Raw genomic sequence first — 26,459 nt, 5'->3', positions numbered from 1 at the left:
TAGATGAATAGGAATGGACCAGTGATGCCCCAAAACTAGTGCGTAGGATTGTTTACCCCGCGCGTTACTAAAAGGTTTCTAAAGGCGACTTCCGAGTTTTTCAGGTTCACAATCATACCCACCACGCCGGTGGCATAGGAGTTATCAGTGGCATCCATCACCTTCTTCCCATTGACCCAGAAGGTAAATTTGTTGCCATCCATCGTCGCGGTGAGCGTGTTCGTCGCGTTCGCGTCCCGCCCAACCTTAAACTCATTCCCAAGATTGACGTTCTTCCCAATCTGCTGCCAAAACTTATTCTTATCGCCCGAGCTATCATCATACTTCCAGAAGCGGTAGTAGCCACCTTTTTTATTTAAGACCTCGAAGGTGTAAAAGTGGGTAACCTGCTTCTTGTTTTGCATAGACTGCGAGAAGCGGAAGATCAGGCCAAAGGTATTGACCTCTGAGTTATCGTCGCCAGCGATCTGGCGCATCGAGACTGCATACGTGATAGGGCCATTAAAGGGTGAGGTCTCCAGGAGACTGATACCGCTGGCATCGGTATGGTTCGTGATATGATAAGCCCCATCTTTAAAGGCATACATATCTGCTGGCGTTTCAGGCCAATCATGCGCGTTATGGTCCAGGGGATCTTGAATCAGGATATTGGAATCGGTTGGTGCCCCCGAGGTCTTCTGCGTACTCGTCACACTGCTATTGTTAGTATTATTTTGCGGAGCCTGGCTCGAACGATTATGCATAAACCAGAACATACCGGCCCCAACCAGTAGAATCAGCACAGTCGCCACCGAGATGGAGATAATTTTTACCCCTAACGAGACCCCCGAGCGCTCATTGGAGAGCCGATCATCAGCGGGAATCACAGGCAGAATGCCGGTAACATAGCGACCAGGCTGGCCCGCAACAGGCACCTTCACGACTTTTACCGGCCCGGTAAGCTTGACTGTTTCGTTATTGCCATTGGTAAGCGTCAGCGCGCCCGTGCCCTGCTGCTTGTTGATCGACATCAGCGAGCCTGTGTTTGTGCGCAGAGCGCCTGTGTTCTGTTGGCCCGAAGGCGCGATCAATGTACCCGTGTTGCGCTTTACCATACCCGCTGACTCAGGTTGAGGAGCCAGGGGCGTCGAGGGCAGCAGAGAAGCGGCGAACTGCGTACTAAAATCCTGCTGCGGCGCCTGTGTCATAGTAGAGAATTGCTCAGGCATCTGCTGCGCCATTTCGTCCTTTGGCGTACCATTCACCAGGGGAAATTTTCCCGTACGCGAGAGCAGGCCACCAGCAGGACGCGCGGTCTCTATCGGCAGAGGAGAGAGCGGATCAGCGGGCGCCACAGCCGGCGCGTCGGCAATACCCGGCGCACGTGCCAGCAGGCCGCCACCAACGGGGCTGACCTGGCCAAGCTTCTTCGAGGGCAGGACGCCGGGTCTAAACTGGCCCCTGGCGGCAGGAGCAGCCGGCTCAGCCTGTGGAGCAGGAGCGGTCGGTCCGGGGACTGTCTGGATACGCGCGCTATGCCGTGCAGGCTCAAGCATGCCTTTGGGAATAAAAATGCGCCCTGTATTGGAGGTAACACCATTCAGCAGTGGACTCACACCAAGCTGGACGCCTGAGCTCTGCAAGGCATTACGGAAAGAGATAGCGAAATCGACCGCAGTCATATAGCGATCAACCGGCTTTTTAGCCAGGGCCTTCAACAAGACCTGGGCTGCGGCCAGGGGCAAGTCTGGACGCAAAGCCTGGGGCGAGGGTGGTGGAACCTGCAACTGCTGCGCGGCAATCTGCATAGGCGTCTCTCCCTGGAAGGGAGTTGTTCCCGTGAGCATCTGAAATAGAATCACACCCAGGGAGTAGAGATCGGCGCGTTGATCAACATCGCTACCAATGACCTGCTCGGGTGCCATATAATCGGGCGTGCCAACTGGCACCCCTTCGCCAGTCAGGCGAACCTGGGGGGCATAGCCCTCGCCCACAATCTTCACCAGGCCAAAATCGGTCAATAAGAGACGCCCCTCGGGGGTCTGCAGAATATTGGCTGGCTTAATATCGCGGTGAATAACCCCGTGATCATGCGCGTGATCAAGAGCCGCGGCCAGTTGTTCGAGATAGTGCGTAGCTTTATCAAGCGGCAGGGGCCCAAAGCGCTCCAATTCGTCGCGGAGCGTACCACCACTGATGTAGGGCATAACCAGGTAGGCGATCCCATCCTGCTCACCATATTCATGGACGGGCGTAATGTTAGGGTGATCCAACGAGGCCGCGGCATCCGTCTCGCGGCGAAAACGCTCCAGGAACGCCGCTAGCTGATTAGGATTCAAGGGCGACATCGGCATCAGCACTTTTACGGCAACCTGGCGGCGCGGGCGTGACTGCTGCGCCTGGTAGACAGCGCCCATGCCTCCCTGACCGATGAGCCTCTGGAGCGTACAGGTCCCCAGCACTCTTCCTATCAAAGCTTCTGCGTTCATTCTAAAACCTACCCCTTTTCCTGCTCACAAATACAATCGCTAGCTAGTCTTCGTCCTTCGATCTATTGCGATCTGCGTGGGCAACGTGATCCATCACACCTGCATCCTCTACCCACCGCATCTCTATCAGCCACTAGAGATATTTGTACCTTTGTACATATTATTCAACTTGGCTGGTTCTGACAACTTCTAGGCCCTGTAGGCATGACCAAAGTAATGTTTCTTTTGGCGCTCAACCGACAAGAAACACTTTACGCTAAAGCTCACTCAAGGATGTATCTCGGTAGCGTATGTTATAACAGCGTTTGTTATGACATCCCAAAGCTCTCCGGTAGCGCGCACTATTATACTAAACGGGCGAGTAAGCAAAATGGTAGGAAATAGGGAAAAGAGGGCTAGTGACTGAATATGCATGAGACCCCCTTCACCACAAAATGGCGGAGGGGGTCTCATGCATATTCAGTCTACATTTCTTCGGCGAAGGTTTGGGAGTCGTGCAGTCCGGTTGAGTCACGATCCTCTTCCGCGTCGAGCGGAAGCACACTATCCTCGATCTGCACAGACATCGAGGGTACCATGCGACTCTGTATGATAATACCACGTAGCAGGGAAGAGGCAGCCTGCGCGAAGAGGGGGCGCAGGGCAGCCAGGCGCTCGCGTTGCTGTTGTAGTTCGGTCAATTGCGCTTGCGTATGTGAGGCCACATTCCGCTCGTTCATCACGCCATCCGTCATCAGCGGCACCACTTTGTCCCAGGCTTCTTTCATATCGGCCACCTGGCCAACTGCCGCCTGGACTTGCTGGAGCAGGTCAATGGTCTGATTGAGCAGCATCAGGATATCGCCCTCTGCCAGTTCGATCCGGTTGAGAAGCGCATTCAAGGACATGCCACGCGACCAGGCAAAGGCCACGCCGTGGAACTCTGGCTGGATACTCGGTGAAAAGTTAATCCCGGCCCGCTCCTCGATGCCATGGACATGTTGCAGTACCTGGTAGAGATCGCGCCGCACGCGCGCGAGGCGCGACGCCAGGACATTCCGATTATGTAGGCGCTTATCATTGCTGAAAGTGAACCAGCTACAGATCTCGGCGACCTCGTTGGGCGACATGTCATCAAAGATACCACGCATTATCATCTCGACCAGCATGATACCCGCAGGGTGGAAGATGCCGCGCAGGAGACGCCCCTTCAGCGTCAACTCATCGTTCTGGCCGATATGGCCAAGTGCCCGCAGGGCGAAGATCGTGCCATCCAGTTCGGCGGCGCCCGCCCGGCTGAGTGGGTAGGAGCCGATGCGCTGGCGACGCTTTTCTAGCGCCTCAAACGCGCCCTCAGAGGCCGCCCCTTTCTTCTTGCCCGACTTGCGCGCCTTCTGATAGCGCTTTTCCAGACGATGATACTCGTTCAGCTCCCATATGAGGTAGCGCTGGTACTCGCGCAGGCTGGAGGCGCAGATGCGACGCAGATGCTGCACATCTCCTGGCCGCCAGAGGTTGAGTACCGAGTTATAGCGAATGACAAATGAGCTAGTGACGGGTAGCATCTCGCCCGTGATGCGCTGAAATGCATCCTCGAAAGGCTCCCAGGGTGAGTAGGGGATAACTGCCGAGCCGCGCACATCCATGCCGCGACGTCCAGCACGCCCAGTCAACTGACGGTATTCATTGGGCGTGAGCAGGCGCATCTCCTGACCATCGAACTTGCTGAGGCTACCCACCACAACGGTACGCGCAGGCATGTTCACGCCCAGGGCCAGGGTATCGGTCGCGAAAACGGCGCGCAGGTGGCCCTGAGCAAAGAGCGTCTCCACCAGCACCTTCAGTCCTGGCAGCAGACCGGCATGATGGAAGGCGATTCCACGCGGAAGCATATTCGTCAGGGAGAGTACCTGTTGCAGGTTGCGGTCCTCGGGTGGTAGGCGATCAAGCCAGATCCCGATCTCTTCGCGGATAAAGGTCTCTTCCTCGGGGGTCGTAAAGCTATGGAGGGAGGCGCTCGTGGCGGCCTCTTCCACCACACGACGACCAGGCAAGAAGTAGAGACAGGGCAGCATATCGGCGTTGCGAAGCGCGGTCAATGTCTCACCTGGCTCGGGAGCCTTGAAGAACTGGCGCTGGCGTGGCCGTACGGGGCGCTCTTCCGTCTCACTGCCCTCTTCAGTACTGGGAGCAGCATGCGCCGGCGCTGTAGAGGAAGCAGACGAGTGCTGCTGCGCGCGCGAGGTGCCTGGTTTGCCACGGCGCTCGGCCCGGCGTCGCTGCTCGCGGTTGGGCACGCGACCCTTACGCCGATTCTCCTGCTTATCCCAAAACTCCTCGGTGACGGCCTCCTCGTCAACCTCGCCCTCTTCATCGTCATCATACACGTAGGTACGTCGGCGATTCATCATCTGCGCGATCTTGGCCTCGCCACCAACTCTGGGGAAATGATTGACGCGGTTCCCCTCGGCATCCTGCACCAGGTGAATCTTATCGCCATAGTAATAATAGTGCTCCAGCGGGACCGCGCGCTGCTCGTGAAAGACCAGCGAGATGGGGCGATGCACACGACTGATCCAGCTTGCCAGGTCTTCAGCGTTGCTAACCGTGGCGGAGAGACCCACCAGTTGCACATGTTTAGGCGAACAGATGATCGCCTCCTCCCAGACGGGGCCGCGATCAAAATCACTCAAGTAATGCAGTTCGTCAAAGACCACAAAGCCGACATCACGCAGCTCGCTGGCATCAAGACGCTCACCGTTGGCGAAGCGCTCGCCTCCATCTTCCAGCAGCATATTGCGATAGACCTCGGTCGTCATAATCACAATCGAGGCATGGCTATGCTCCACAATATCGCCAGTCACCAAGCCGACATTGTCATAGCCGTATAGCTCGCGCATATCACGATACTTCTGGTTCGAGAGGGCCTTAAGAGGGGTTGTATAAATGATACGTTGCCCACGCTTCTGTGCTAACCAGACAGCGAACTCAGCGACCAGGGTCTTACCAGTTCCGGTAGGAGCAGCCACCATAACAGAGCGCCCATCCAGCAGATGAGCCACAGCCTCTAGCTGAAAATCATCGATGGGAAAGGGATAGCGAGCAGCAAAATCTTCAATTGCGGCCTGGTTCACACGCCCGGCCTCCACGTATTCGTCCATGCGCCTTTTTCTTTACAGTTTCAAACGTTCGCAATATTGATCTCCATTGTAACATGCAGCGGGGGTCTGAACAAGCAGGACGATTGCCGAGGCAAGCTGGGCAAATATCCCACGAATGTGTAGGGCAAACACCCAGCATGGTTATCACCTTATGGAAGCGCCCATCGTATTGTGTATAGTAAGAGTTTTCTTGCCGGGTGGCTGGTGGTTTCGACGCAGAGATATTATTCGCTAGACAGCAGACAAGTATGTAGGAGGTACCGCATGGAGAAGCCTGAGAAGAAAGGTCCAGTAGGCAAAACCCTGGCTGTAGTTTATGGAGCGGTCGCGGCCTTCACAGCCATCTCGATCATCGTCCCCATCTGGATGGAGAAACTAGAGCAGCGCGCCAGTCGTCGCAAGAGGTAGGCGACCGCTTACCTCTTGCGACTAGCGGCACTTCTCACCACTACGTGGCTCGCCGGTGTGGGTGGGTGCGTGTTGTCGTAGACAACACGCACCCACCCACACCCTCACACCGGCCTATTTTTAACCAAAGGTGGGGGAGGGATTGAATCTTGGAGTCTGGGTGTTTATACTATAGGAAGACAATTAAGAGAAATACGCGCCAGCGTTGATAAAGAAGAGTAACTTGCGCGAGATACCAGCGAGCCGACGGAGGGTGCGAGGTCGGCAATCAACAGCAGGTGAAGGGCGCTTTGGAGCTGGCTTTGGATTCCATAAAGAGTGGCTTCACTGATTTGTGGTGAAGAAGCAGGGTGGAACCGCGCATGTCGCCAGAGCGTTGTAGTGGCCCCAGGCCCACACTGGCAACATTCGTCCCTGGGCGGAGAGAAGACGCCTGGGGATTTTTTTATGTGGAGGTTCACCACTCATGACACAAATCGAAGAGATGCAAGAAGAGATTCAGGGAACACCCCTGGTTCCCATCGACAAGATCGTCTCCCTGAGCAAACGGCGCGGGTTTGTCTATCCCAACTCCGAGATCTATGGCGGTATCGCGGGCTTCTATGACTTTGGCCCCCTCGGCGTCGAGCTGCGCAACAATATTCGCCGCTTCTGGTGGTGGTCCATGGTGCAGATGCACGACAACGTCGTGGGTATCGAGGGCGCGAACATCACCCATCCACGCGTCTGGGAGGCCAGTGGACATGTCGAGAACTTCGTCGATGTCCTGGTCGATTGTAAGAAGTGTAAGCGCCGCTTCCGCATCGACCACCTGGACCCCAAAAATGTTGAGCAGAACAAGTGCCCGGCCTGTGGCGGCGAATTCACCGAGCCGCGCCGGTTTAACCTGCTTATGGAGACCTACCTGGGCGTGGTTGAGGGCGACCGCATGAAGACCTACCTGCGCGGTGAGGCCTGCCAGAACATCTACCTGGACTATGATAACGTTGTGAAGTCCTCGCGCGTACAGATCCCCTTCGGTATCTGTCAGATTGGTAAGGCCTATCGCAACGAGGTCACGCCGGGTAACTTCCTCTTCCGCCAGCGCGAGTTCGAGCAGTGGGACCTGCAATTCTTCGTGCATCCCAGCGAGATGGACAAGTGGTTTGATTACTGGAAAGAGTATCGCTTCAAGTGGTACCAGACCATCATCAACCACAAGGATCGCCTGCGCTTCCATGAGCATGGCAAGGACGAGCTGGCACACTACGCAAAGAAGGCGTATGACATTGAGTACCGCACGATTCTGGGCTGGCAGGAGTGGGAAGGCATCCACTGGCGCCAGGATTGGGACCTCTCGCGCCATAGCCAGTATAGCGGCCAGGACCTGAGCTACACCGATCTCAACACCAAGGAACGTTATATTCCCTGGATCGTCGAGACCTCGGGCGGCGTGGATCGCACCTTCCTCAATCTGCTGCTCGACGCCTACGAGGAGCAGCCAGATCCCATGGGCAAGGGCAATGATCGCACAGTGCTGCACCTGCACCCCTGGCTGGCCCCAGTCAAGTGCGCGGTTCTTCCTTTGCAGAAAAATAAGGAAGAGCTGGTCGGCGTTGCCAAGGATATCCATAAGAACCTGCAACGCTTCATGGTCACCCAGTACGACGATATCCAGAATATTGGACGTCGCTATCGCCGCCAGGACGAGATTGGTACGCCCTACTGCGTCACCATCGACTTCCAGACCCTGGACGATCAGACCGTCACGCTGCGCGAGCGCGACAGCATGGAGCAGATCCGTATTCCGATCGCGGAACTGACCATGTACTTGCTCGACCGCGTCACCTGGAAATAAAAAATACTAAAAAAAGGAGGAGTGAGGCTCTGTGCAGCCGATGGTTGCACAGAGCCTCACTCCTCCTTTTTCGTATCGATAAACTTATAAATTGCTCCATTCGGGCGAAGATAAAGAGTGAGCGTAGCTTTGGTAGGGGTTACTTCGTTTTAATTGATGTATGCCATGATGACTCATATTGCTAAGATCTTATTCCGAAACCCAACCCCATTCGGGGGCAAGCGATGGCACCCCCATTCGGGGGCACAGCGGCCGCGCGCTCAGGGTTTTCGGATATGAAGTAAGAATATGAAGAAAGCTAGAGATAGATAAGAATATGACTCGTATTGTTTCGTTTAATATCCTGGCTGGCGGCTATAATGTGCGTGAGCAGGGCAGCAAGCGCACGCGAGAAATTTGTAGTATTCTGCAATCTGTTAAGCCAGATATTGTTGGCGTGGTAGAGGCGACGCATCCGCAGATCCAGGAGCAGCCACGCGTCATTGATGAAATTGCCAGAGAGATGGGAATGCAGTTGGTTATGGGCGGAGAACCAGCCTATCCCGGCGACTACCAGCTCGCCCTCCTGACACGCCTGCCCATCCTTGAGACAAAAATTCACCCACGCCCAGGGATTTTGAATAAGCCCCTGCTGGAAGTCAGCGTTGAGGAGGAGAGTGGGGAGCGCCTGACGGTCTTTGTGACGCACCTATGGGCCTCGTTCTTCAAGGGCCGGGGAGGTGGCTCGCTCAGGAAGCGCGAGGTGCGCGAGATCCTGCGCATCCTGGCTCCCATCCAAGAGGAGGGCAGATCCCATATCTTGATGGGTGACTTCAACTCCCTGGCACCCGGCGACACCTTTCAGGCTAGCGAACTGCTCCGCGCCCTCGTCTCCTTAGAACAGGAGAAACGGGGCAAGCATAAGTTCAAGAACTACGCGGACGGTGTACCCACGCTAAACTATGTTGTGCCACCGCCCCTCCGCTTCCTGATCCCCGTGCTGCGTATTATTCCGCGCAGCCAGGTGCTAAGCGGGCTGTTTAACCTGGCGGCATCGCTCTACGCACCACGCGCGAGTATCGGCCTCCTGCTGAAAGCAGGCTATGTCGATTGCTTCCGCAAGAAGGCCCCGCGCGATCCCGGCTTTACCTGCCCGTCCATAGCGCCAGCCGGGCGCATTGACTACATCTTCGCCGCCCCTGAACTGGCCCAACGCTTAGAGCAGTGTCAGCCCATCCTGATGGGCAATGGCGTCCTCGGTAGCGCCGCCAGCGACCACCTGGCGATGACGGCCAGCTTTACAGCCAAACCGGCCATAACTCCGAAAGCGCCCAGCGTTGAAGAATCTATTGTAGGCTAAAGAAGCAGCAAAAAAGAGAGGCTCAGTAGCCCGCTACTTGCGTACGCGGCTACTGAGCCTCTCTTTTTGTTCTAGCCTATTGGAAGACGTCTTTGGTTTTCTCGAAGAGGTCGCGGAAGATGTTCTTACCGTTCTGCTCATTCTGCTCACGCTCGATGCGGGCAAACTCTTCCAGCAGGGTTTTCTGCTCAGGCGTCAGGTTGGTTGGCGTCACGACCTTGACGATGACATGCTCGTCGCCACGGGCGCTGCTGTGGACCACGGGAATGCCCATGCCCTTGAGGCGGAAGGAGCGATTGCTCTGCGTGCCAGCGGGAATCTTGAGCATCGTGGTCTTCCCATCAACGGTGGGAACCTCGACCTCGTCGCCAAGGGCGGCCTGTGTGAAGCTAATGGGCAGTTCATAGAGCACGTCGTTGCCCTGGCGCTTGAAGAAGGGGTGTGGTTTGACAGTCAGGACGACATACAGGTTACCAGGCGTCCCTCCACGGGAGCTAACCTCGCCCTCGCCCGTCACACGCACGTTGATGCCGTCATCGACGCCGGCGGGAATGTTAACCACGACGCGGCGGTTATTGCGCACACGGCCCTGGCCACGGCACTTCTCGCAGGGAGTTGTAATGACGCGGCCCTCGCCACGACAGCGCTCGCACATCATGACATTGACAAACTGGCCAAAGATTGACTGCTGCACGCGGCGGATCTCGCCCGTCCCCTGACAGGCGGAACAGCGCGAGGTAGAGGTGCCAGGCTGGGCGCCGTTACCGTGACAGTTGCCACAGGTCTCCCAACGGGGCAGCTCAATTTCTTTCTGACAGCCAAATACCGCCTCTTCAAAGGTAATAGTTAATTCATAGCGGATGTCCGCGCCACGTTGCGTACCCGTACGGCGGGTTGTTCCCCCTGTAGACCCAGCGAAGAAGGTTTCGAAGAGATCATTAATGCTACCGAAGCCTTCAAATCCATTGAATCCGGCACCTGCGGCATTGGCACCAACACCAGCATGGCCGTAACGATCATAGGCGGCACGCTTCTGTGAATCGCTCAAGACCTCGTAGGCCTCGTTGATCTCGATAAAACGGGCTTCCGCTCCCTGCTCTTTATTAGCGTCGGGGTGATACTGTTTAGCGAGGCGGCGGAAGGCCTTTTTGACCTCGTCATCCGTCGCTGTGCGGGCCACCCCTAGAACTTCATAATAATCTCGTTTATTTGCGGCCATCTACCGGTCCTTTATCGTCAGAAACAGGGCGCGTTCTTTTCCGCGCTACTGGGTAACATCTATCAATAGAAGAAAGGCGAGTCAAGAAGAGATTGTACCAATTAACAAGCTTACACCATAGCCAGGAGATACGCAATGCTTGTAGTACCGGACAGGGTTTTGAAAAGGAATGCCTTTCCCTGCTTCTCGGCTCGCGAGCTTGCCTGTGGGTAGGAGGGATGGGCGTGTGGGGCGGACGTTTGCCCACCCCACACGCCCATCCCTCCTACCTCTAAGCGTCTGCGGCGCTGGCTGCTCACACGTTTGTTACATCTTACTATATGTATCGGTTAATGGGAAAGAAACTCAATGCAATTCCTAAGTTTGTAGCTTTGTGTGGGATGTGGTGGTGGGCTGGAAGGAAAGAGGGCAAGGGTACTACACGTGGTAGTACCCTTGCGTCATTATTACATTTCCTTGTATTCGCCCTCAATGGTGTCGTCACCAGTGTTGCCACCCTGTGACGCGCCCGGGTCAGCGGTCGCACCAGCACCTGCGCCAGCCTCGGCACCAGTGCGGTAGATCGATTCACTAATCTTGTAGAAGGACTGCTCAAGGGCCTCGCGCGCGGACTTCATGCGCTCGACGTCGTCGGTTGCCAAAGCGGCACGCACATCAGCGATCTTGGTCTCCAGCTCGCTCTTCTGCTCACCAGAGATGCGGTCGCCAAGCTCGGAGAGAGCCTTCTCGGAGCGATAGGCCGCACTATCGGCCTGGTTGCGCTCCTCAACCTCTTCCTTGCGGCGCTTGTCCTCGGCAGCATGAGCCTCAGCATCGTGAACCATGTTGTTGATTTGTTCCTTGCTCAGGCCGCTGGAGGGGTGAATGGTGATCTTCTGCTCACGATTGGTGCCCTTATCGCGCGCGGACACGTTCACGATACCATTGGCATCGATATCGAAGGTGACCTCGATCTGTGGCACACCGCGAGGAGCGGGTGGAATACCATCCAGGATGAAGCTACCAAGCGAGCGGTTATCCTTGGCGAACTCACGCTCACCCTGCAAGACGTTGACTTCCACGCTAGGCTGGTTGTCGCTAGCGGTGGAGAAGATCTGGCTCTTCTGCGTCGGGATAGTGGTGTTGCGCTCGATCAGGCGGGTGAAGACGCCACCATAGGTCTCGATACCCAGAGAGAGCGGCGTGACGTCGAGCAGGAGCACATCCTTCACGTCGCCGGTCAGCACACCAGCCTGAATGGCGGCGCCGATGGCCACGACCTCGTCGGGGTTCACACCACGGTTAGGCTCACGGTCGAAGATACGGCGGACCATGGTCTGTACGGCAGGCATACGAGTCTGACCGCCAACCAGAACGACCTCGTTGACATCACCAGGGCGCATTCCAGCATCGGAGAGTGACTGCATCACCGGCTTGCGGGACTTCTCGACCAGGTCCTCGGTCAACTGCTCCAGTTTGGAGCGGGAGAGGGTCATGGTCAAGTGCTTTGGCCCGCTGGCGTCGGCGGTAATGAAGGGCAGGTTCACTTCTGTCTGCATCGAGCTGGAGAGCTCTTTCTTGGCTTTCTCAGCGGCCTCTTTCAGGCGCTGGAGGGCCATGCGGTCCTGGCGCAGATCGATGCCCTGCTCCTTGCGGAACTCGTCGGCCAGCCAGTTGATGACGCGCTGGTCGAAGTCATCACCACCCAGGTGTGTATCACCATTGGTGCTCTTGACCTCGAAGACACCATCGCCCAGTTCCAGGATGGAGATATCGAAGGTACCGCCACCCAGGTCATAGACCGCGATGCGCTCATCTTTCTTCTTATCGAGACCATAGGACAGCGATGCAGCGGTTGGCTCGTTGATGATACGCAGGACCTCGAGGCCAGCGATGCGGCCGGAGTCGCGTGTCGCCTGGCGCTGAGCGTCGTTAAAGTAGGCGGGAACGGTGATGACAGCCTGAGTCACGCGCTCGCCCAGGTAGGCCTCGGCGTCGGTCTTCAACTTCTGTAGAATCATGGCCGAGATTTCTGGGGGGCTGTACTGTTTGCCCTGAACCTCAACCCAGGCATCGCCATTGCTGGCGCGCACGACCTTGAAGGGCACAATGCGCTTGTCGCGGTCGACTTCGGGATCTTCAAATTTGCGACCCATGAAGCGCTTGATGGAATACACCGTATTCTCGGGGTTGGTAATGGCCTGGCGCTTAGCAACCTCGCCAACAAGACGCTCGCCATTTTTATTGATAGCGACAATCGAAGGAGTGGTACGAGCGCCCTCAGCATTAGGAATAACGACAGGCTCGCCGCCTTCCATAACAGCAACACAAGAATTGGTGGTTCCCAGATCGATACCGATTACCTTTGGCACAGTTGCCTCCTAAAAAAAGAATCAAATCTATAAGCATTTGAATTTCTGCGAAACAGAAATTCCTGGTTGACGTTTTGTTGATGTTCTTTCTGCCGCCTGCGGCGGCAGGAAAAATGGGGGAAGGTGGGGGCACCCCACACCCCGCAAGGGGCGCTGCCCCTTGACCCCGTTCATGAGAGCCTACACAATGGGTTAATTAGCTGCCGCCGCTGCCGCCGTAAAGTTCGGAGAGGAGCTCGTTCATGACGTTTGCCATATAGCGAACAACGGCTATGGCGCGATCATACTGCATGCGTGTCGGACCGATCACGCCGAGCAGGCCACCAACACCACCCTCCTGACCATAGCGCGCGATTACCAGGCTCACATCCTTCATCTCTTCCCACTCATTCTCGCCCCCAATAATCACCTGCACACCATCGGATGGTTGATCTCGCAGGTGCGAGGCAAGCGCGGGAAGGAGACGATTCTGTTCAAGCACCTCAAGCACATTACGCACACGCTCGTTGCGAGCGGTTTCAGGACCGAGACGGCTATACTCTGGCTGCTCCAGAATATTGATCACGCCCTCGCGGTAGAACACATCGCCAAAGAGATCGCCATGCTGCTGCAAGATGCGACTAATGGTATGTGCGACAAGCTGTTCAACTGGAGATAAATCAACCTGTGAGGCGATCACATCGATCTCAGTGGCGGTTCTCTCCGCGAACAGCGAGTTCAGACGCGCCGACAGTGCACTAAGCTCATCCTGTCGAATAGGCCGATCCAGCAGCAGGCGTTGCTGCTTCACCGAGCCATCGGTGAGCACCAGCACCAAATGGGCAGACAGTTCAGTCACCGCCAGGATCTCAAAGTGCTTCAGACAGCCCTCGTTGGAGCGAGGAGGTGTCATGATCGCAGCGCTGTGTAGCAGGCGAGCCATAACCGAAGCCGTGAGGCGAACCCACTGATCCAGTTGGTCCTGCACCTGGTAAAATTGGTGACGAATAAGACGCTGCTCATCGAGTGACAGTGCTGACTCTCGCATGAGATGCTCAACAAAATAGCGATAGCCCAGGTCTGTTGGCATACGTCCAGCAGAGGTATGGGGCTGAAAGATGAGGTTCGACTCCTCCAGGCCAGCCAGTTCATGGCGAACGGTGGCGGAGCTATATTTCAGACCATACTTGCGCACAAGAGTCTCAGACGCAACAGGGGTCGCGGTATGGATATATTCTTCAACCAGAACCCGCAGGATCTGTTGCTTACGTTGACTCAATGGTGTCATCAAGACTGCCCTCGATTGTTGACGCACCAATCTGCAATATCACACACCCGTGACATGTACGATGATACAATGCTTGTCAACTCTGATTGCTAGCAGTCTCGACTTGAGACTGCAAATAAAGAATAGCACTCGACCGGGGGCATTGTCAAGAGGTGCGATGCTTTTGGTCATGAAACATGCTCAGGGGCCACGCTGGGGCGCCTGTGTGCTAGCTGCACGATGCTGCTGAAACACGCGTCTACATATGAGGTACGCCTGTTGCGGGGGCGCCGCGCTGCTGAAGCACGCGCTTACATATTATGCCGCCAGGTGCTACGGAGCAAGTTATCTTTTTTTAAAAGAGCATTGTCGTGATAGATTATGCGACGTGTTCATTTGGGACATTTTTGGCTTGCGCCGAACTGCCATAAATGGCGTTCGGACGCGCTAAAGCCCCCATTCGGGGACAGGCTGGTCCCTACCGACATTTCGTGCCTTTCGCAGATGCCTGTTCGGACAACCTACTAAAATGTGTCAGCGGAAGCGTAAACGGGGCGTCTATGGGTTCCAGATTGGGATCGGAAGTTCCATTTTGAGATTACATGGCATTGGGTTGGTTGGAATGGGGATTTCCGCTTTTGGGAGTTAGCAGTGTATAAGAATGAGGGGTGAGATTGTGAGTGATCCTGGTTTGGGATTCGAGGGTGGTAGGGGTTTGAGCGGAATTGGCAGAGTCGTTGGGAGAGAATTCAGCAGCATTGGAGGATTCGGGGGTAAGGGTATCTTCAGAGTCGGGGGAGAGGAGAATGTGAGCGATCTCGAATTTGGGTTGGCAGGGATGCTGGGCCAGGAGTTCGGGAACGAGAGGCTTGATGAAGGAATGGAGGGTGTAGTAGCCGTGGGAGATGGTGGTGAGCAGGTTGGCTTTGACCATTTTGCTGAGGAGCTGGCGCACGCAGGTATAGTCGAGGCCAAGCGCGGCTGTGATCTGGGCGGGTGAGAGGGGGTGTTCACAGGTATGGATAAGATGGAGGATCGCGAGGCGTTCGGGAGTGAGCGCTTTATGGGCGCTAAGTGTGCTCAGGGCAAGGCTCTCTGCGAGGGAGGCGTGACGAAAATGAATGTGAGAGGTTGGGCAATGCAGGGTGAGTGAGAAGGGAGCGAGCGAAGATCCAAGGACATCGAGATGATAGTAGTTGGAGACGGGGAGGCGTTTGAGATGGAGGTGATGATCGACAGAGGCAGTCAGGGATGAGGAGCGCTTGCAGGTGTGGAGAACAAGAATGCTGATATTATATTGCTCGGCGAGGCGGCGCAGGAGGGCGAGCAATTCGCGATCATTGCCCTTGAAGAGGGGACGCAGCGAGGCCAGATTATCAATCACGAGGAGGCGCGTATCGGGAGAGTTGGTAAGCCAGCTTTGAAGCTCATGCAGGCCCTCGGTGGGCGTGAGAGGGGTCCAGGTGTTAGAAAAGAAGAGATTGTTGGGTGGGGGAGTGCCGGGCTGGGCCGCTAGCAGGCGCGAACGGAGTTCGTGAAGGCGGAGCAGGGAGTGATCGAGGCCCAGGTAGAAGGCGCGACCACGAGCGGATGTGAAGGGTTGGGAGTCGTTGGAATCGGTGCTGGCAAAGGAACACATGCCCTGTGCGACATTGAGCATGAGTTGGAGGGCGAGAGAGGTTTTGCCGGAGCGTGATTCGCCGCTGAGGAGCGTCAGGCCAGTGGGAAGCAGGTTCTGAATGGGCCAGATGTTTGTGATGGGCGAGGTTGGAATGAGGTCATTCAGGCTGGTGAAGGGCATAAAGGGGCGAGCAAAGAGGTTAGCGTAGGCTTGCTGATCGAATTTTGTCATGTAAGCCTCCATAGGAAAAGTAGAGAGACGTTTTCGAGAGGTATACATATGGAAGGTGCAGAATGAGACATATTATGCGATATACATTTATAGTATGCCCAAGAGGCGGGGGTTTGTCAAGAAAAAGAGGAAATATTGAAGAAATTGAGTGAGTAGAGAGGTGAAGAGGAAGAGCAACGGAGACGACGTGGCGGGCGGAAGATATGTATGCCTACCCGTGCAGAGGGGACAAGATGACCGTGTACGCAAATGGCGGCACGCACGCCCGGCAGGAGGGGCAAGGTAGTGCCCCTCCTGCCGGGCGTGCTGCTGTTTGCATGTAACGTGTGAGAATCAAGAGATTGTTGTTCTAAGCCCCTCAGATAATCTCTATCATAGTGCCACGGTTGCTGCATAACGTTCTCTAAGAAGAGCATAGAAAGAAAGCAGGCTGGATAAAACCAGCCTGCTTTTGGATCTTACTTATGGCTTCGGGGTCGGAGTGGGTATCACATCCGGCAAGGAGGGAGGAGCCTCCGTAGGTGATGTTGGCCCCGCGTTTAGCCACGACGTTTCTTGCCGCCAGTTCCACCACCATTACCACCATTGCCTCCATTGGTCACAGTCGTCTTCCCAGCAAGGGTAGGCGCCTGTCCATCGATGACCCAGTCACATTTACCACCCGAACCCAGCAAGCCATCAACTGCTGACAAATTGCAATTAAGCGAGACTCCATCAGGCTTCGAGAACGTGGTAGGCCCGTTCAAACCATCAGAAGCTGGATTGAAACGTGCGACAGGGCAGGAGATCTTCACATTCATATCCGCATTGATATCGGCACAGGGGCGACCGGAGGCAAATTCCATCACCGCGTGCCAGATGGGGGCGGCACCTGTAATACCAACCACGCCATCTCTCATAGGCTCGCTATTAGCATTACCAGCCCAGACCGCGCCTACGACATTAGGCGTATAACCAACAGCCCAGTTATCGACAAAATTGTCGGTTGTGCCTGTTTTAGCGGCCACTTGATGAGTAGTACAGCTAGGATACGGGCGTCGGTCTGCACAATATCCACCCGGTTCCCAATCATAGAACGAGAGATCATGATCGTTTAAGAACTCTCCATAGCGTGAAGGCTCATCAGTTAGAACCGAGGTGGTCAGGTAATTCACCTGCGGAGAGAAGACTCGTGTTCCCTTCACCTGTGTGGGATCAAGGTGGAAGAGGTGGTTACCATAGCTATCCCAGATATCGAGGATATTCTGGTAAGGCACATGCACACCACCATTGGCAAAGGTCTGGTAAGCACTGGCCATCTCTAAAGGAGAAACTGGCGCAGTACCCAATACGACACTAACACCCGTGCATGAATTCCAATCGTGACAACTTTTCTGTTTCTCGATTGCCTTTAAATCAGCGTCGAGGGTGGTGATTCCCATGAGATGGGCGTTATTGATAACATTATCTAACCCGGTAAAGGTCAAAGCCTTAACAGCGGGAATATTAAAGGAGTCTGCAAGCGCGGTACGAATGGTTGTCGTTGGCAGCTTATTTGGCTTTCCACCGTAGTCATTTGGATGGTAAGTACTATCATTAAGTTGCCCGGCGGGATTCAAATTAGGAAAGTAGGTTGCGACATCAGGCAAGACAATGCCAGGATTCCAACCCATCTGGAAAGCGGTTGTATAGACGAAAGGCTTAAAAGTCGAACCCGGCTGACGATACTTAGAGAGCGCAATGTTGCTGTTGCCACCAACACGCTTGTCTCCGCTGTGATTATAATAATCGACACTCCCATTCATAGCCAGGACTTCGCCTGTCTTTGCGCTAACGATTACTACAGCGGCATCATTAACATTCAAATCTTTGTTCAAACGCAGATAGGTTCCCGCGCCCAGGCCAAATTTCTGCAATGTTGGTTGTGTAATGAAGTACCTTGAGGCGTCCTCTACATATTTCTGTAGGGTCATATCAATTGTAGTCTTAATATTAAAACCACCAGAGAGAAAGGCCTGGATGCCTGCCTGTCCTGTAGGATCACCATTGTTCAGCAATTGCTCTACTTGAAGTGTAATCCAATCGGTGAAGTGAGGCGCCTTGTGGACGGCGCTATAGGACTTAAACTGCCAGGAAGCTGTCAGTTTCTCGGCCTGCTGGATCATATCGGCATCGATGGGTTTGCCATCGAGAAGTTTGCCATCAGTCTGCATATTTTGCAACACAAGCTTCTGGCGATCAAGCGCAGCCTGGCGCGTGGTATCGCTGATGCTTGGATCGTAATAGTTTGGGTTATTGGGGATCCCTGCCAACAGCGAGGCACGAGCCAGGGCCACAATCGGATTGTGCTTGCCTGTCTTGGGATCAATATCCAGCTTTGTGATCGCAGGCTTACAAACAAAGTTCTTGTCACAATCAGGCTGTAAACCAAACAGGTCGCGAGCCGCAGATTCGACGCCGAGGTCCTGGATACCATAGGGAACGCTATTGAAGTACATCTCCAAGATCTTCCACTTGGGATACTGCTGCGTCATGCCCAGGGCTAGAGTGGCTTCTGCAAGCTTACGGTTAAGGTTGGCCTGATCGTTATGGGAGAGATTTTTAATCACCTGTTGGGTAATAGTACTACCACCACCATTGCCGGAAGAGGCGGCACGCAGGATACCCTGTGGGTCGATACCGGCATTGTCCCAGAAGGTGCGATCCTCAATAGACGTCTGTGCATCCTTTAAGACATCGGGAATATCTTTATATGAGATAGGCGTGGATCGGCCAGCACTTCCTTCGCCCTGATCATAGCGCTCATTGATTAGTTGATTGTTGCGGTCATAAATACGCGTCGTCTGCGCACTGGATTTGTTGGCGATGCTGGCGACCTGGGTGGACTCCTGCTGGTAGTAGTTATAGGCAAAGGCACCACCAGTCGCAGAGGCAATCACGGCGATGACCGCGAAGATGATGGCCGCGATACCGAGGATCTTACCAATGCCAAATTGTTGGCTCTGCCAGCGGTCACGACGGCGGCGCATCTTGTAGGCCACGCGTGTGCTCAGCGAGCGCTTCCAGGGCGTGACCTCCTCCAGGCGTGGTTGCTCCACAGGAACTGGCATCGCCTGGGGACGAGACCCATGGTAGCGCTCCATATAGGGCGCGGGCTGTCCGTAGCTGTTGCGTCCTATAGCTGTCACCTTGCCGGAGACCTGGCGCATAAAGTTCATGGCATTGGACATCCAGCCTTGTTGCTGAGGCTGGGCCGGCATTGGGCGCTGCTGCTGAGGCTGAGCAGGCATCATCTGACGCTGCTGCTGGGGCATCTGCGGTTGCGGTGCCTGCTGCGTCCTCCCGGGAAGGAACTGGGAGGAGGGATTGCGCCCATTTGTAGGCGAGAATTGTGTTGGTTGAGCGGGCTGAGGTGGCATTTGTCTGCCCATGGGAGCGCCCGCAGGCAACGCGGGCGACTGTTGCTCGGCAGGAGGCTGCTGTTGACGATAGCCACTTAACAGGCCCCCCGTTTTCTTGGGCAAGCCATCGCGCGACGCATCAGTCGGCATACCTGGCTGATTCCAGTTATTACTCATAGGTCCCCTTTCTCAGTCAGCAGCGCTTTGTTGCGGATGGTGCACACGGCATAAGCTAGATCTTTTGGCGTTTTTGTTAGATAGTGTTGGTAAAGGCTACACATTTCTCCACCTTTATAGGGTATGTATGTGCTGCGACTGTCTGTCTGCTTCGTGCATTTTCATAGCGATCACAAGAAAAAACGTCATCAACAAAGAGATTGCAGGAGAACCCACGATTTCCACTTCCAACCAATACCTCCTTATACGAAAACCAACGCCGCTCTCGCGGCTAGCGCTCACGCGCTCAGGTTTTCGGAGAGGCACTGCAATGTCCCGCATAGAGTAACATAAACATCCACATATCCGCCAATTAAATACTAAAACGGATCAATAACAAGCAAGTTAACACTCTAGCCCACTCGGGTACATGCAAAAGCAGCATTTCAAATATTGATCATGCTTAATATGATATATCGAAACGTGTGTATCAAGGTGTGTCGTAGGAGGATGGTACTAATCATGTAGGTATCAGCAAACCAAATACCCGTATTGTCTTCTATACACCAAAGTGGTAGAACGGTACTAAATGGCTATATTCCTAGCCCGTCTCCACCAGCTAAACCACTTGTAGCTGGCATTGTCGCGAAAGATGCCCGCCGCCCATACTGGAGGTGCCTGCCATCATCCAGCAAGCACGCCGCCCAGCATGGGGACGGAGGTAGGTGCTTCTAAAGGGCGCACCTACCTCCGTCCCCATGCTGGGCGGCTGCATTTCGCTGGTACGCCCCACACCCGGCAGGTGCAAAAGGTAGGTGCGCCCTTTAGAAGCACTGCCTTTTGCACCTGCATGGGCGTGGGGATCGTGCAATCACTCTTCACTGCATGCGTATGGAGTCCATGCCAGCATGGACCCTACACATTTTTTGTGGTAGGTGGTGGGAGGGGCATCAAATGATACATCTTGGAATAGCAAGAAAAGGGGAGAGAGTATACAGCAGCGGGGAGAATCGGGTACAATGCGGAATGATATATTTCCATTGTTGAGTCTATAGATCTTGAGAGGAGCCAGCAGGTTTATGCATCCTACGCCTCGTATGCATATATATAAGAACCGCTATGCTTTCGCTAAATTCTTTCTCTCTCTCGCCCTGAGCTTTACTTTATTATTAAGTATGACTTCGCTTATGCTGGCCAGGAGCGGGGTGGCACGAGATGCCATCACCATCACCTCTCAGACACAGCAGGTCCATTTCCCTGATAGCATCGATTTCTCGCTCACAGCAAATGACGCGGGTGGCAAGATTACGCAGGCTATTCTCTACATCCAGTCCCCTTCTCTTAATGGAGACGAGGTTCACGTAGTGACAGCCGCAAAGCCTGGCACGAGCGTCCATCTCTCCTGGCATGAAGATATGCAAAAAGCGGATGACTTCTTCTCTCCGGGCACACCCATCTCCTATCACTGGGAGATAGAGGACAACGCGGGCGCCGACCATACCGGTACTACACAGAAATTTGACGTCAACGACCAGCGTTTCGCCTGGCAGGAGACCGATGTCCAGCAGTTCCAGATCAAGTATTATAATAGCGATGACGCCGAGGTTCAGTCGTTGCGCGCCGGCGTGGATAAAGCCGTCAAACGTCTGACTAGCAATCTAGGGGGCGCACCGACCAAACCAATCACGCTCTGGATATACAAAGATACAAATGCATTTAAGAGCGCGCTTCCACCTGATACGTATGAATGGGTGGGTGGCATCGCCTTCCCCGATATTCGCCAGGGGATGTTCGTCGTCGAAGACGCTCAGGATAACACGCTTATCCGCGATATGCCACATGAGATGTCGCACCTGGTATTACATGAGCTGACAGATGGCGGCATCGATATTCCCCGCTGGCTCGACGAGGGGCTCGCGGTCTATAACCAGGAGTATCACGAGGGCGAGTTGTCCTATCAGCTACGCCAGGGTCTTAAAAACCACCAGATTCTACGCCTGAGCGAGATCGAGGACAACTTTCCCTCCGATAGCAATCAGGCCTACCTGGCCTATGCTCAGAGCTGGGACCTGGTCACCTATATGTACAACACCTTTGGGCAGGCAAAAATGCATACGCTTATCAAAGATATGGGCAATAGTAGCTATCCGAACTTTGATGAGGACTTGAAGGCAAGCCTGGGCATGGATGAGGCCCATCTCGAAAATGCCTGGCGTCTCTCTCAGCATCAATCGTCCATCCTCACTCCAGACCAGGAGAAACAAGATCCACAACCGACTAAGCAAGTTGTTACCCCCAACAGTAACAACCCGGTGCCCTATAGCACACTGCTCCTGGCCCTGGGCATATTCCTCCTGGCTTCGCCTGGCTTCGCCTTCGCAGGCTACTTCATCTACCGTAGACAGGTACGCATCCAGCAGGAACGAAAGCTGGCCATCGCCCAGGCACAACGTATTCTTGACGAGGCCCACTGGGGGCCTGGTCCGCAATCGTTCACGCCCATCGATCCTTACGCCCACTATACCAATCCTGGGCGTTATACACAGCCAGGCCCCCCGCCACCGGTCCAGCCGGGACAGGCAGGGAATGTGATGCCACCGCGTCCACGGCCCGGGGCGAGCGAGCAATTTACCTCTTTCATAGAGGAGGAGTGACAAAGCACGCTTTTTGGGTAGTACTCGGCGAGCCCGCCACCCATGCGGGGAAACGAAGGTAGTGCTTCTAAACCCCCATTCGGGGGCGCAGGGGCACAACCTACCTTCGTTTCCCCGCTGGGCGGCTGCATGCTGAGGATCAGGACGCACCACGACTGGCCGGAGGAACCCCATTCGGGAGCGCACAGCCAGCCTACTATGTGTGCCTGCTAGGCACGGGACGCTCCTCAGGTGAACACACAGCCCTAATGGACTAACCACTTAAAATAAGAAGAAGAAGAAGAAGAAGATAGAGGAAGAAGACGATGGAAGTGCATGAAGAAGTTCCACAGACGGCTAAGCATTATTACCCTCGGAGACGCTCCCATTGCAACAATTGATGCATTGGATTGCTTTTAGTCGCGTGATGGGTATTGGCGCGGTCCGCTTTCGCCTCCTTGAAGACTATTTTCAGGGCGATATGCAGGCTGCATGGCAAGCCGGGCTCGCGGAGCTATGCAGCGCAGGGCTGGATGAGAAAACCGCGGAGAAGTTCCTGCATCAGCGAACCAGCATCGTGCCAGAGCAGGAATTGGAGCGCCTGGAGAAACGCCGGATGCGCGTCATCACCTGGAGAGATGATGAGTATCCGCCGCTCCTGAGTAAATTTGAGTATGCCCCTCCTGTGCTCTATATCTATGGGCACTTGAACGAGGATGATCAGGAGTACGCCCTTGGTATCGTGGGCACGCGGCGCATGACCAGCTATGGCAGACAAGTCACAGAGAAATTGACCACTGAGCTCACCGGAGGACGCGTCACCATTGTGAGCGGGCTGGCCCTGGGCGTGGATACTGTCGCCCATACCACGGCTCTCGACGCCGGAGGAAGGACCATCGCCGTCCTCGCCAGTGGCCTGGACACCATCTACCCGCCAAGCAATCGCGCCCTGGCCAGGCGCATTGTTGAATCGGGGCAGGGCGCGCTAATCAGTGCTTTCCCGCTTGGGGTGCGCCCGGATGCAGGAAACTTTCCAGCGCGTAACCACCTCATCGCGGGTCTCTCCCTGGGCGTCCTTGTCACAGAAGCTCCAGCGCGAAGTGGGGCATTGATCACAGCTAGCTCAGCGCTGCAACAGGGGCGCGAGGTCTTTGGCGTGCCACATAGCATCTTCTCTCCCGGTGGCGAGGGCGTCAACAAGCTTATTCAGGATGGCGCACACCTGGTCACACGCGTCGAAGACATCATTGAGCGCCTCAACATCTACATGCTTCCCCAACATATCGAGGCCAAGAGAGAGCTGCCCGCCAACGCCGAGGAAGAGAGCCTGCTCGCACTCCTCAACCATGAATCCAAACATATCGACGAAATCACCCGCGAATCGGGGCTGCCTGCGTCGAGCGTTACTGCGACGCTGACAATGCTCCAATTAAAAGGTATGGTGAAGGATATGGGTGCCATGCATTATATTAAGGAGATGTAGGGGCATCTATGTTGAAAAAATAGCAGGCAGGGGGCGGGTAGAATAAAATAGGGGCGGGGCGAGGATGTAAAAAAGGAGGCGGGGGCGTTCCCCTTTGCGATGTTTCCACCAGTATTGGTGAAGAATAGATAGGTACTAGCAACGGAGGGTAGATGTGATACAGCTGGCATATTTATTGGCCGCCACACAAGGCAGACTTCAGAGTCCGGAGAAGCAGACGCGTTTTCAGGGCTTTAGTCATGATACTCGACAGATCCTGCCTGGGGAGATGTTTGTCGCGGTACGTGGAGAGCGTGGGGATGGTCATGACCATCTCTTTGATGCTATCGAGCGAGGGGCGACTGGCCTATTGGTGGAGGCACGCCACATCGAAAGTATGCCAGAGGCAGAGCAGGAGCGACTCAAACAAATCACGACCGTCATGGTTGAAAATACACGCCAGGCGCTACAGGCCTATGCCAGCGAGATTTTACAACGCTGGCAGCCAACCATTATCGCGGTCGCGGGCGGCGTAGGCAAAACAAGCACGAAGGAGGCCATCGCCAGCGTGCTCTCGCGTAACTATGCCACCTTTCGCAGTTGGAAGAACTACAATGACCTGCTGGGCATTCCCCTCTCGCTGGGGCGGCTGGAGCCACAACATGAGTACGCGGTCCTGGAGTTAGGTTGCGATCACCCCGGCGAGCTCCATGAGCTATGCCAGATGGTAAAGCCCCATATCGGCATCCTTACCAATGTAGCTCCCGTCCAGCTCCAATACTTTGGCTCACTTGAACACCTGGCGAAAGAGCTCAGCGAGCTGCTCTATAGCCTGCCAGCCGAGGGTTGCTTCTGGCTCAATGACGCGGATGAGAGATTGGTCAAGATCGTAGAACGCTACCAGCAGCAACGCGGTTCATCCACGCCAGATATTCGTCCACTCGGAATACGCGAGATCGATGAGACACAAATCCGAGTCGGCTGGGAAGGTCTCTCATTTCCCCTGGAGCAAGAGGGTGAGGCGGGAACGCTTACCCTGGCCTCGTGCCTGCTGGGACGTCAGCATATCGGCACCATGCTCGCAGCCTATAGAATTGGGCGCGCATGTGGCATGAGCGCGGAGGAGGTCAGTGAGGCTCTGGAGCAGCTCAGCCCCATTGAAGGCAGGCTCAATCCGCTTCCAGGCGTCTATGAGTCCAGGCTCCTGGATGACACACATAACGCCTCACCGGGTTCCGTCCTGGCGGGACTCGATGCCCTCGACGAGTTGACCAACGAAGGCGGCAAACGCGTCGCCATCCTGGGCGAGATGCTTAATCTCGGCTACTACCAGGATGACTGGTATGAGCAGATAGGCGAGCAGGCCGCTAGCAAGGTCGATTATCTTATCCTGCGCGGCGAGCGAATCGCTCTGATCGCAGAGGGCGCCAGGCGGGCCGGGCTGACGAGCGAGCAGATAAAGCTGGTCTCCACCCACGAGGACGCCGCGCAACTGGCACGGACTTATCTGGAACGTACCTGCCTGGAGCGCGAGGGCGAGGCAGGACGCAACGTCGTCCTGCTCAAGGGATCAGAGGCCACGCGTATGGAGCGCGTCACCGAGATGCTGATGGCCCAACCCGAGGAGGCACAGGAGAAGCTAGTACGCCAGACACCCGGTTGGAAGCAGATCCTGATCTTACAGACTGAGCGCCCAACCTGGGTGGAGATCGACCTGAGCGCCATCGGCAATAATGTGCGCAAAATACGCGAGATCGTGGGGCCAGGGGTCCAGATCCTGATCAGCTTAAAGGCCGATGCGTACGGGCATGGCGCGCTCAAGGTGGCGCGCACCGTCCTGCACAACGGCGCGAGCATGCTCGGGGTCGCCACGCTTAGCGAGGCCGCCGCCCTGCGTGAGGCTGGCATTGACGCGCCCATCCTGATCTTCGGCTACGTTCCCTACTGGCAGATGCGCGAGGCCGTGCGCCTGGACGTCACCATCACCCTCTATAGCAGCGAATCGGCCCAGGCCCTCGCCCGCGCGGCCCAGGCGCTACGCCAGTCTGTACGTGTCCATATAAAGGTCGATACTGGAATGGGTAGGCTCGGCATCCGTAGCGAGCAGGCAGAAGAGATTCTAGCCCTCGTACGCGAAGCAGGTGAGCTAAAGGGACTGGAAGTAGAGGGCATCTATACCCATTTTGCCAGCGCGGATGCCGATGATAAGACATACGCCCACACTCAGCTCGCGCGCTTCCAGCACATTCTGGAACTGCTTGAGCGGGAGGAAATATGCCCCCCAGTGGTACACGCGGCCAATAGCGCGGCAACGCTCAGCCTTCCCGAGGCGCACTTTACGATGGTGCGCCCCGGCATCGCGATTTATGGCCTGGACCCCTCGGAAGAGGTCAGGGTACCAGATGGCTTTAAAGCGGCACTCTCCTTTAAGACACAGATCGCCCAGGTGAAGATGATTCCCGCGGGCGAATGCATCAGTTATGGCTGCACCTATGTAACGGAGCGCCCCACACGTATTGCGGTCCTGCCCGTAGGCTACGCAGACGGTTTCCGCAGAGCGCCACGCAATTGGGAGAGCGTGCTAGTTCATGGGCAGGAGGCCCCCCTCATCGGGCGCGTATGCATGGATCAATGCATGATTGATGTCAGCGCCATTCCCCAGGTGCGTATGGGAGACGAAGTCGTGCTTATTGGTCGGCAGGGCAAGGCGGAGCTAACCGCCGAAGAGATTGCCAGAAGGCTCGGCACAATCAACTACGAGGTCGTCGCCGAGATCCTGGCCCGCGTCCCCCGCGTGAATTAGGATATGATGGAAAAGCGGGGCCGAGCAGCTCGCTGCTCGGCTCCGCTTTTCCATCATATGATACTGGTTATGCAAAACTAGAGGGCAAACAGGAACGTATTATCTACAAGGATTATCTTCAATGAAATACTTATGATAAAGAAGCTTTGCCATGACGCAAGGAAA

General features: G+C 55.4%; 13 protein-coding genes. 6 read left to right on the top strand and 7 right to left on the bottom strand.

All coding sequences use genetic code 11. The features are described from left to right. Positions 1 to 35: 35 nt before the first annotated feature. Positions 36 to 2,468, bottom strand: coding sequence for a serine/threonine-protein kinase (locus KTE_RS16890; protein ID WP_201382820.1), 2,433 nt, complete (start codon positions 2,466 to 2,468; stop codon positions 36 to 38). A gap of 464 nt (positions 2,469 to 2,932) precedes the next feature. Then, a complete protein-coding gene (locus KTE_RS16885; RefSeq protein WP_201382818.1) occupies positions 2,933 to 5,608 on the bottom strand; it encodes an RNA helicase in 2,676 nt (891 codons plus the stop codon). A gap of 264 nt (positions 5,609 to 5,872) precedes the next feature. On the opposite strand from KTE_RS16885, the gene KTE_RS16880 reads away from it, so the two are divergent. The 3 genes from KTE_RS16880 (at position 5,873) to KTE_RS16870 (ending at position 9,192) form a co-directional block, all read left to right on the top strand. Next, positions 5,873 to 6,016, top strand: coding sequence for a hypothetical protein (locus KTE_RS16880; protein WP_201382816.1), 144 nt, complete (start codon positions 5,873 to 5,875; stop codon positions 6,014 to 6,016). Between the two features lie 466 nt (positions 6,017 to 6,482). After that, complete coding sequence (locus KTE_RS16875) at positions 6,483 to 7,853, top strand: glycine--tRNA ligase (RefSeq protein ID WP_236600456.1); 1,371 nt, start codon at positions 6,483 to 6,485, stop codon at positions 7,851 to 7,853. Positions 7,854 to 8,169: 316 nt separating this feature from the next. Continuing rightward, positions 8,170 to 9,192: an endonuclease/exonuclease/phosphatase family protein gene (locus KTE_RS16870; RefSeq protein WP_201382814.1), complete on the top strand. Its 1,023-nt coding sequence runs from the start codon at positions 8,170 to 8,172 to the stop codon at positions 9,190 to 9,192. Between the two features lie 76 nt (positions 9,193 to 9,268). On the opposite strand, the gene dnaJ is transcribed toward KTE_RS16870, so the two are convergent. The 5 genes from dnaJ to KTE_RS16845 form a co-directional block, all read right to left on the bottom strand. Continuing rightward, entirely contained in the window at positions 9,269 to 10,411 is a 1,143-nt protein-coding gene (dnaJ, locus tag KTE_RS16865) for a molecular chaperone DnaJ (protein ID WP_201369592.1), read from the bottom strand. Between the two features lie 446 nt (positions 10,412 to 10,857). Then, positions 10,858 to 12,762, bottom strand: a complete 1,905-nt coding sequence (gene dnaK, locus KTE_RS16860; RefSeq protein ID WP_201382812.1) for a molecular chaperone DnaK — start codon at positions 12,760 to 12,762, stop codon at positions 10,858 to 10,860. A gap of 196 nt (positions 12,763 to 12,958) precedes the next feature. Next, the gene (gene hrcA, locus KTE_RS16855; RefSeq protein WP_201369594.1) at positions 12,959 to 14,029 is read right to left on the bottom strand and encodes a heat-inducible transcriptional repressor HrcA; all 1,071 of its coding nucleotides are present in this window, start codon (positions 14,027 to 14,029) and stop codon (positions 12,959 to 12,961) included. A 577-nt stretch (positions 14,030 to 14,606) separates the two neighbouring features. Further along, positions 14,607 to 15,860: an AAA family ATPase gene (locus tag KTE_RS16850; RefSeq protein ID WP_236600454.1), complete on the bottom strand. Its 1,254-nt coding sequence runs from the start codon at positions 15,858 to 15,860 to the stop codon at positions 14,607 to 14,609. 539 nt (positions 15,861 to 16,399) lie between these two features. Further along, positions 16,400 to 19,417 carry a transglycosylase domain-containing protein gene (locus KTE_RS16845; protein WP_201382803.1) on the bottom strand — a complete coding sequence of 1,006 codons (3,018 nt, stop codon included), beginning with the start codon at positions 19,415 to 19,417 and terminating at the stop codon, positions 16,400 to 16,402. Positions 19,418 to 20,475: 1,058 nt separating this feature from the next. On the opposite strand from KTE_RS16845, the gene KTE_RS16840 reads away from it, so the two are divergent. From KTE_RS16840 to alr, 3 genes are all read left to right on the top strand, one after another. Beyond that, positions 20,476 to 22,050, top strand: coding sequence for a peptidase MA family metallohydrolase (locus KTE_RS16840; protein ID WP_201382796.1), 1,575 nt, complete (start codon positions 20,476 to 20,478; stop codon positions 22,048 to 22,050). A 367-nt stretch (positions 22,051 to 22,417) separates the two neighbouring features. Next, entirely contained in the window at positions 22,418 to 23,512 is a 1,095-nt protein-coding gene (gene dprA / locus KTE_RS16835) for a DNA-processing protein DprA (protein ID WP_201382794.1), read from the top strand. Positions 23,513 to 23,666: 154 nt separating this feature from the next. Next, positions 23,667 to 26,294, top strand: coding sequence for an alanine racemase (gene alr, locus KTE_RS16830; RefSeq protein ID WP_201382787.1), 2,628 nt, complete (start codon positions 23,667 to 23,669; stop codon positions 26,292 to 26,294). Positions 26,295 to 26,459 lie beyond the last annotated feature (165 nt).

It is taken from the genome of Ktedonobacter sp. SOSP1-85, from assembly GCF_016587415.1.
Taxonomy (GTDB): Bacteria; Chloroflexota; Ktedonobacteria; order Ktedonobacterales; family Ktedonobacteraceae; genus Ktedonobacter.
This window is presented reverse-complemented; position numbering and strand designations above follow the sequence as displayed.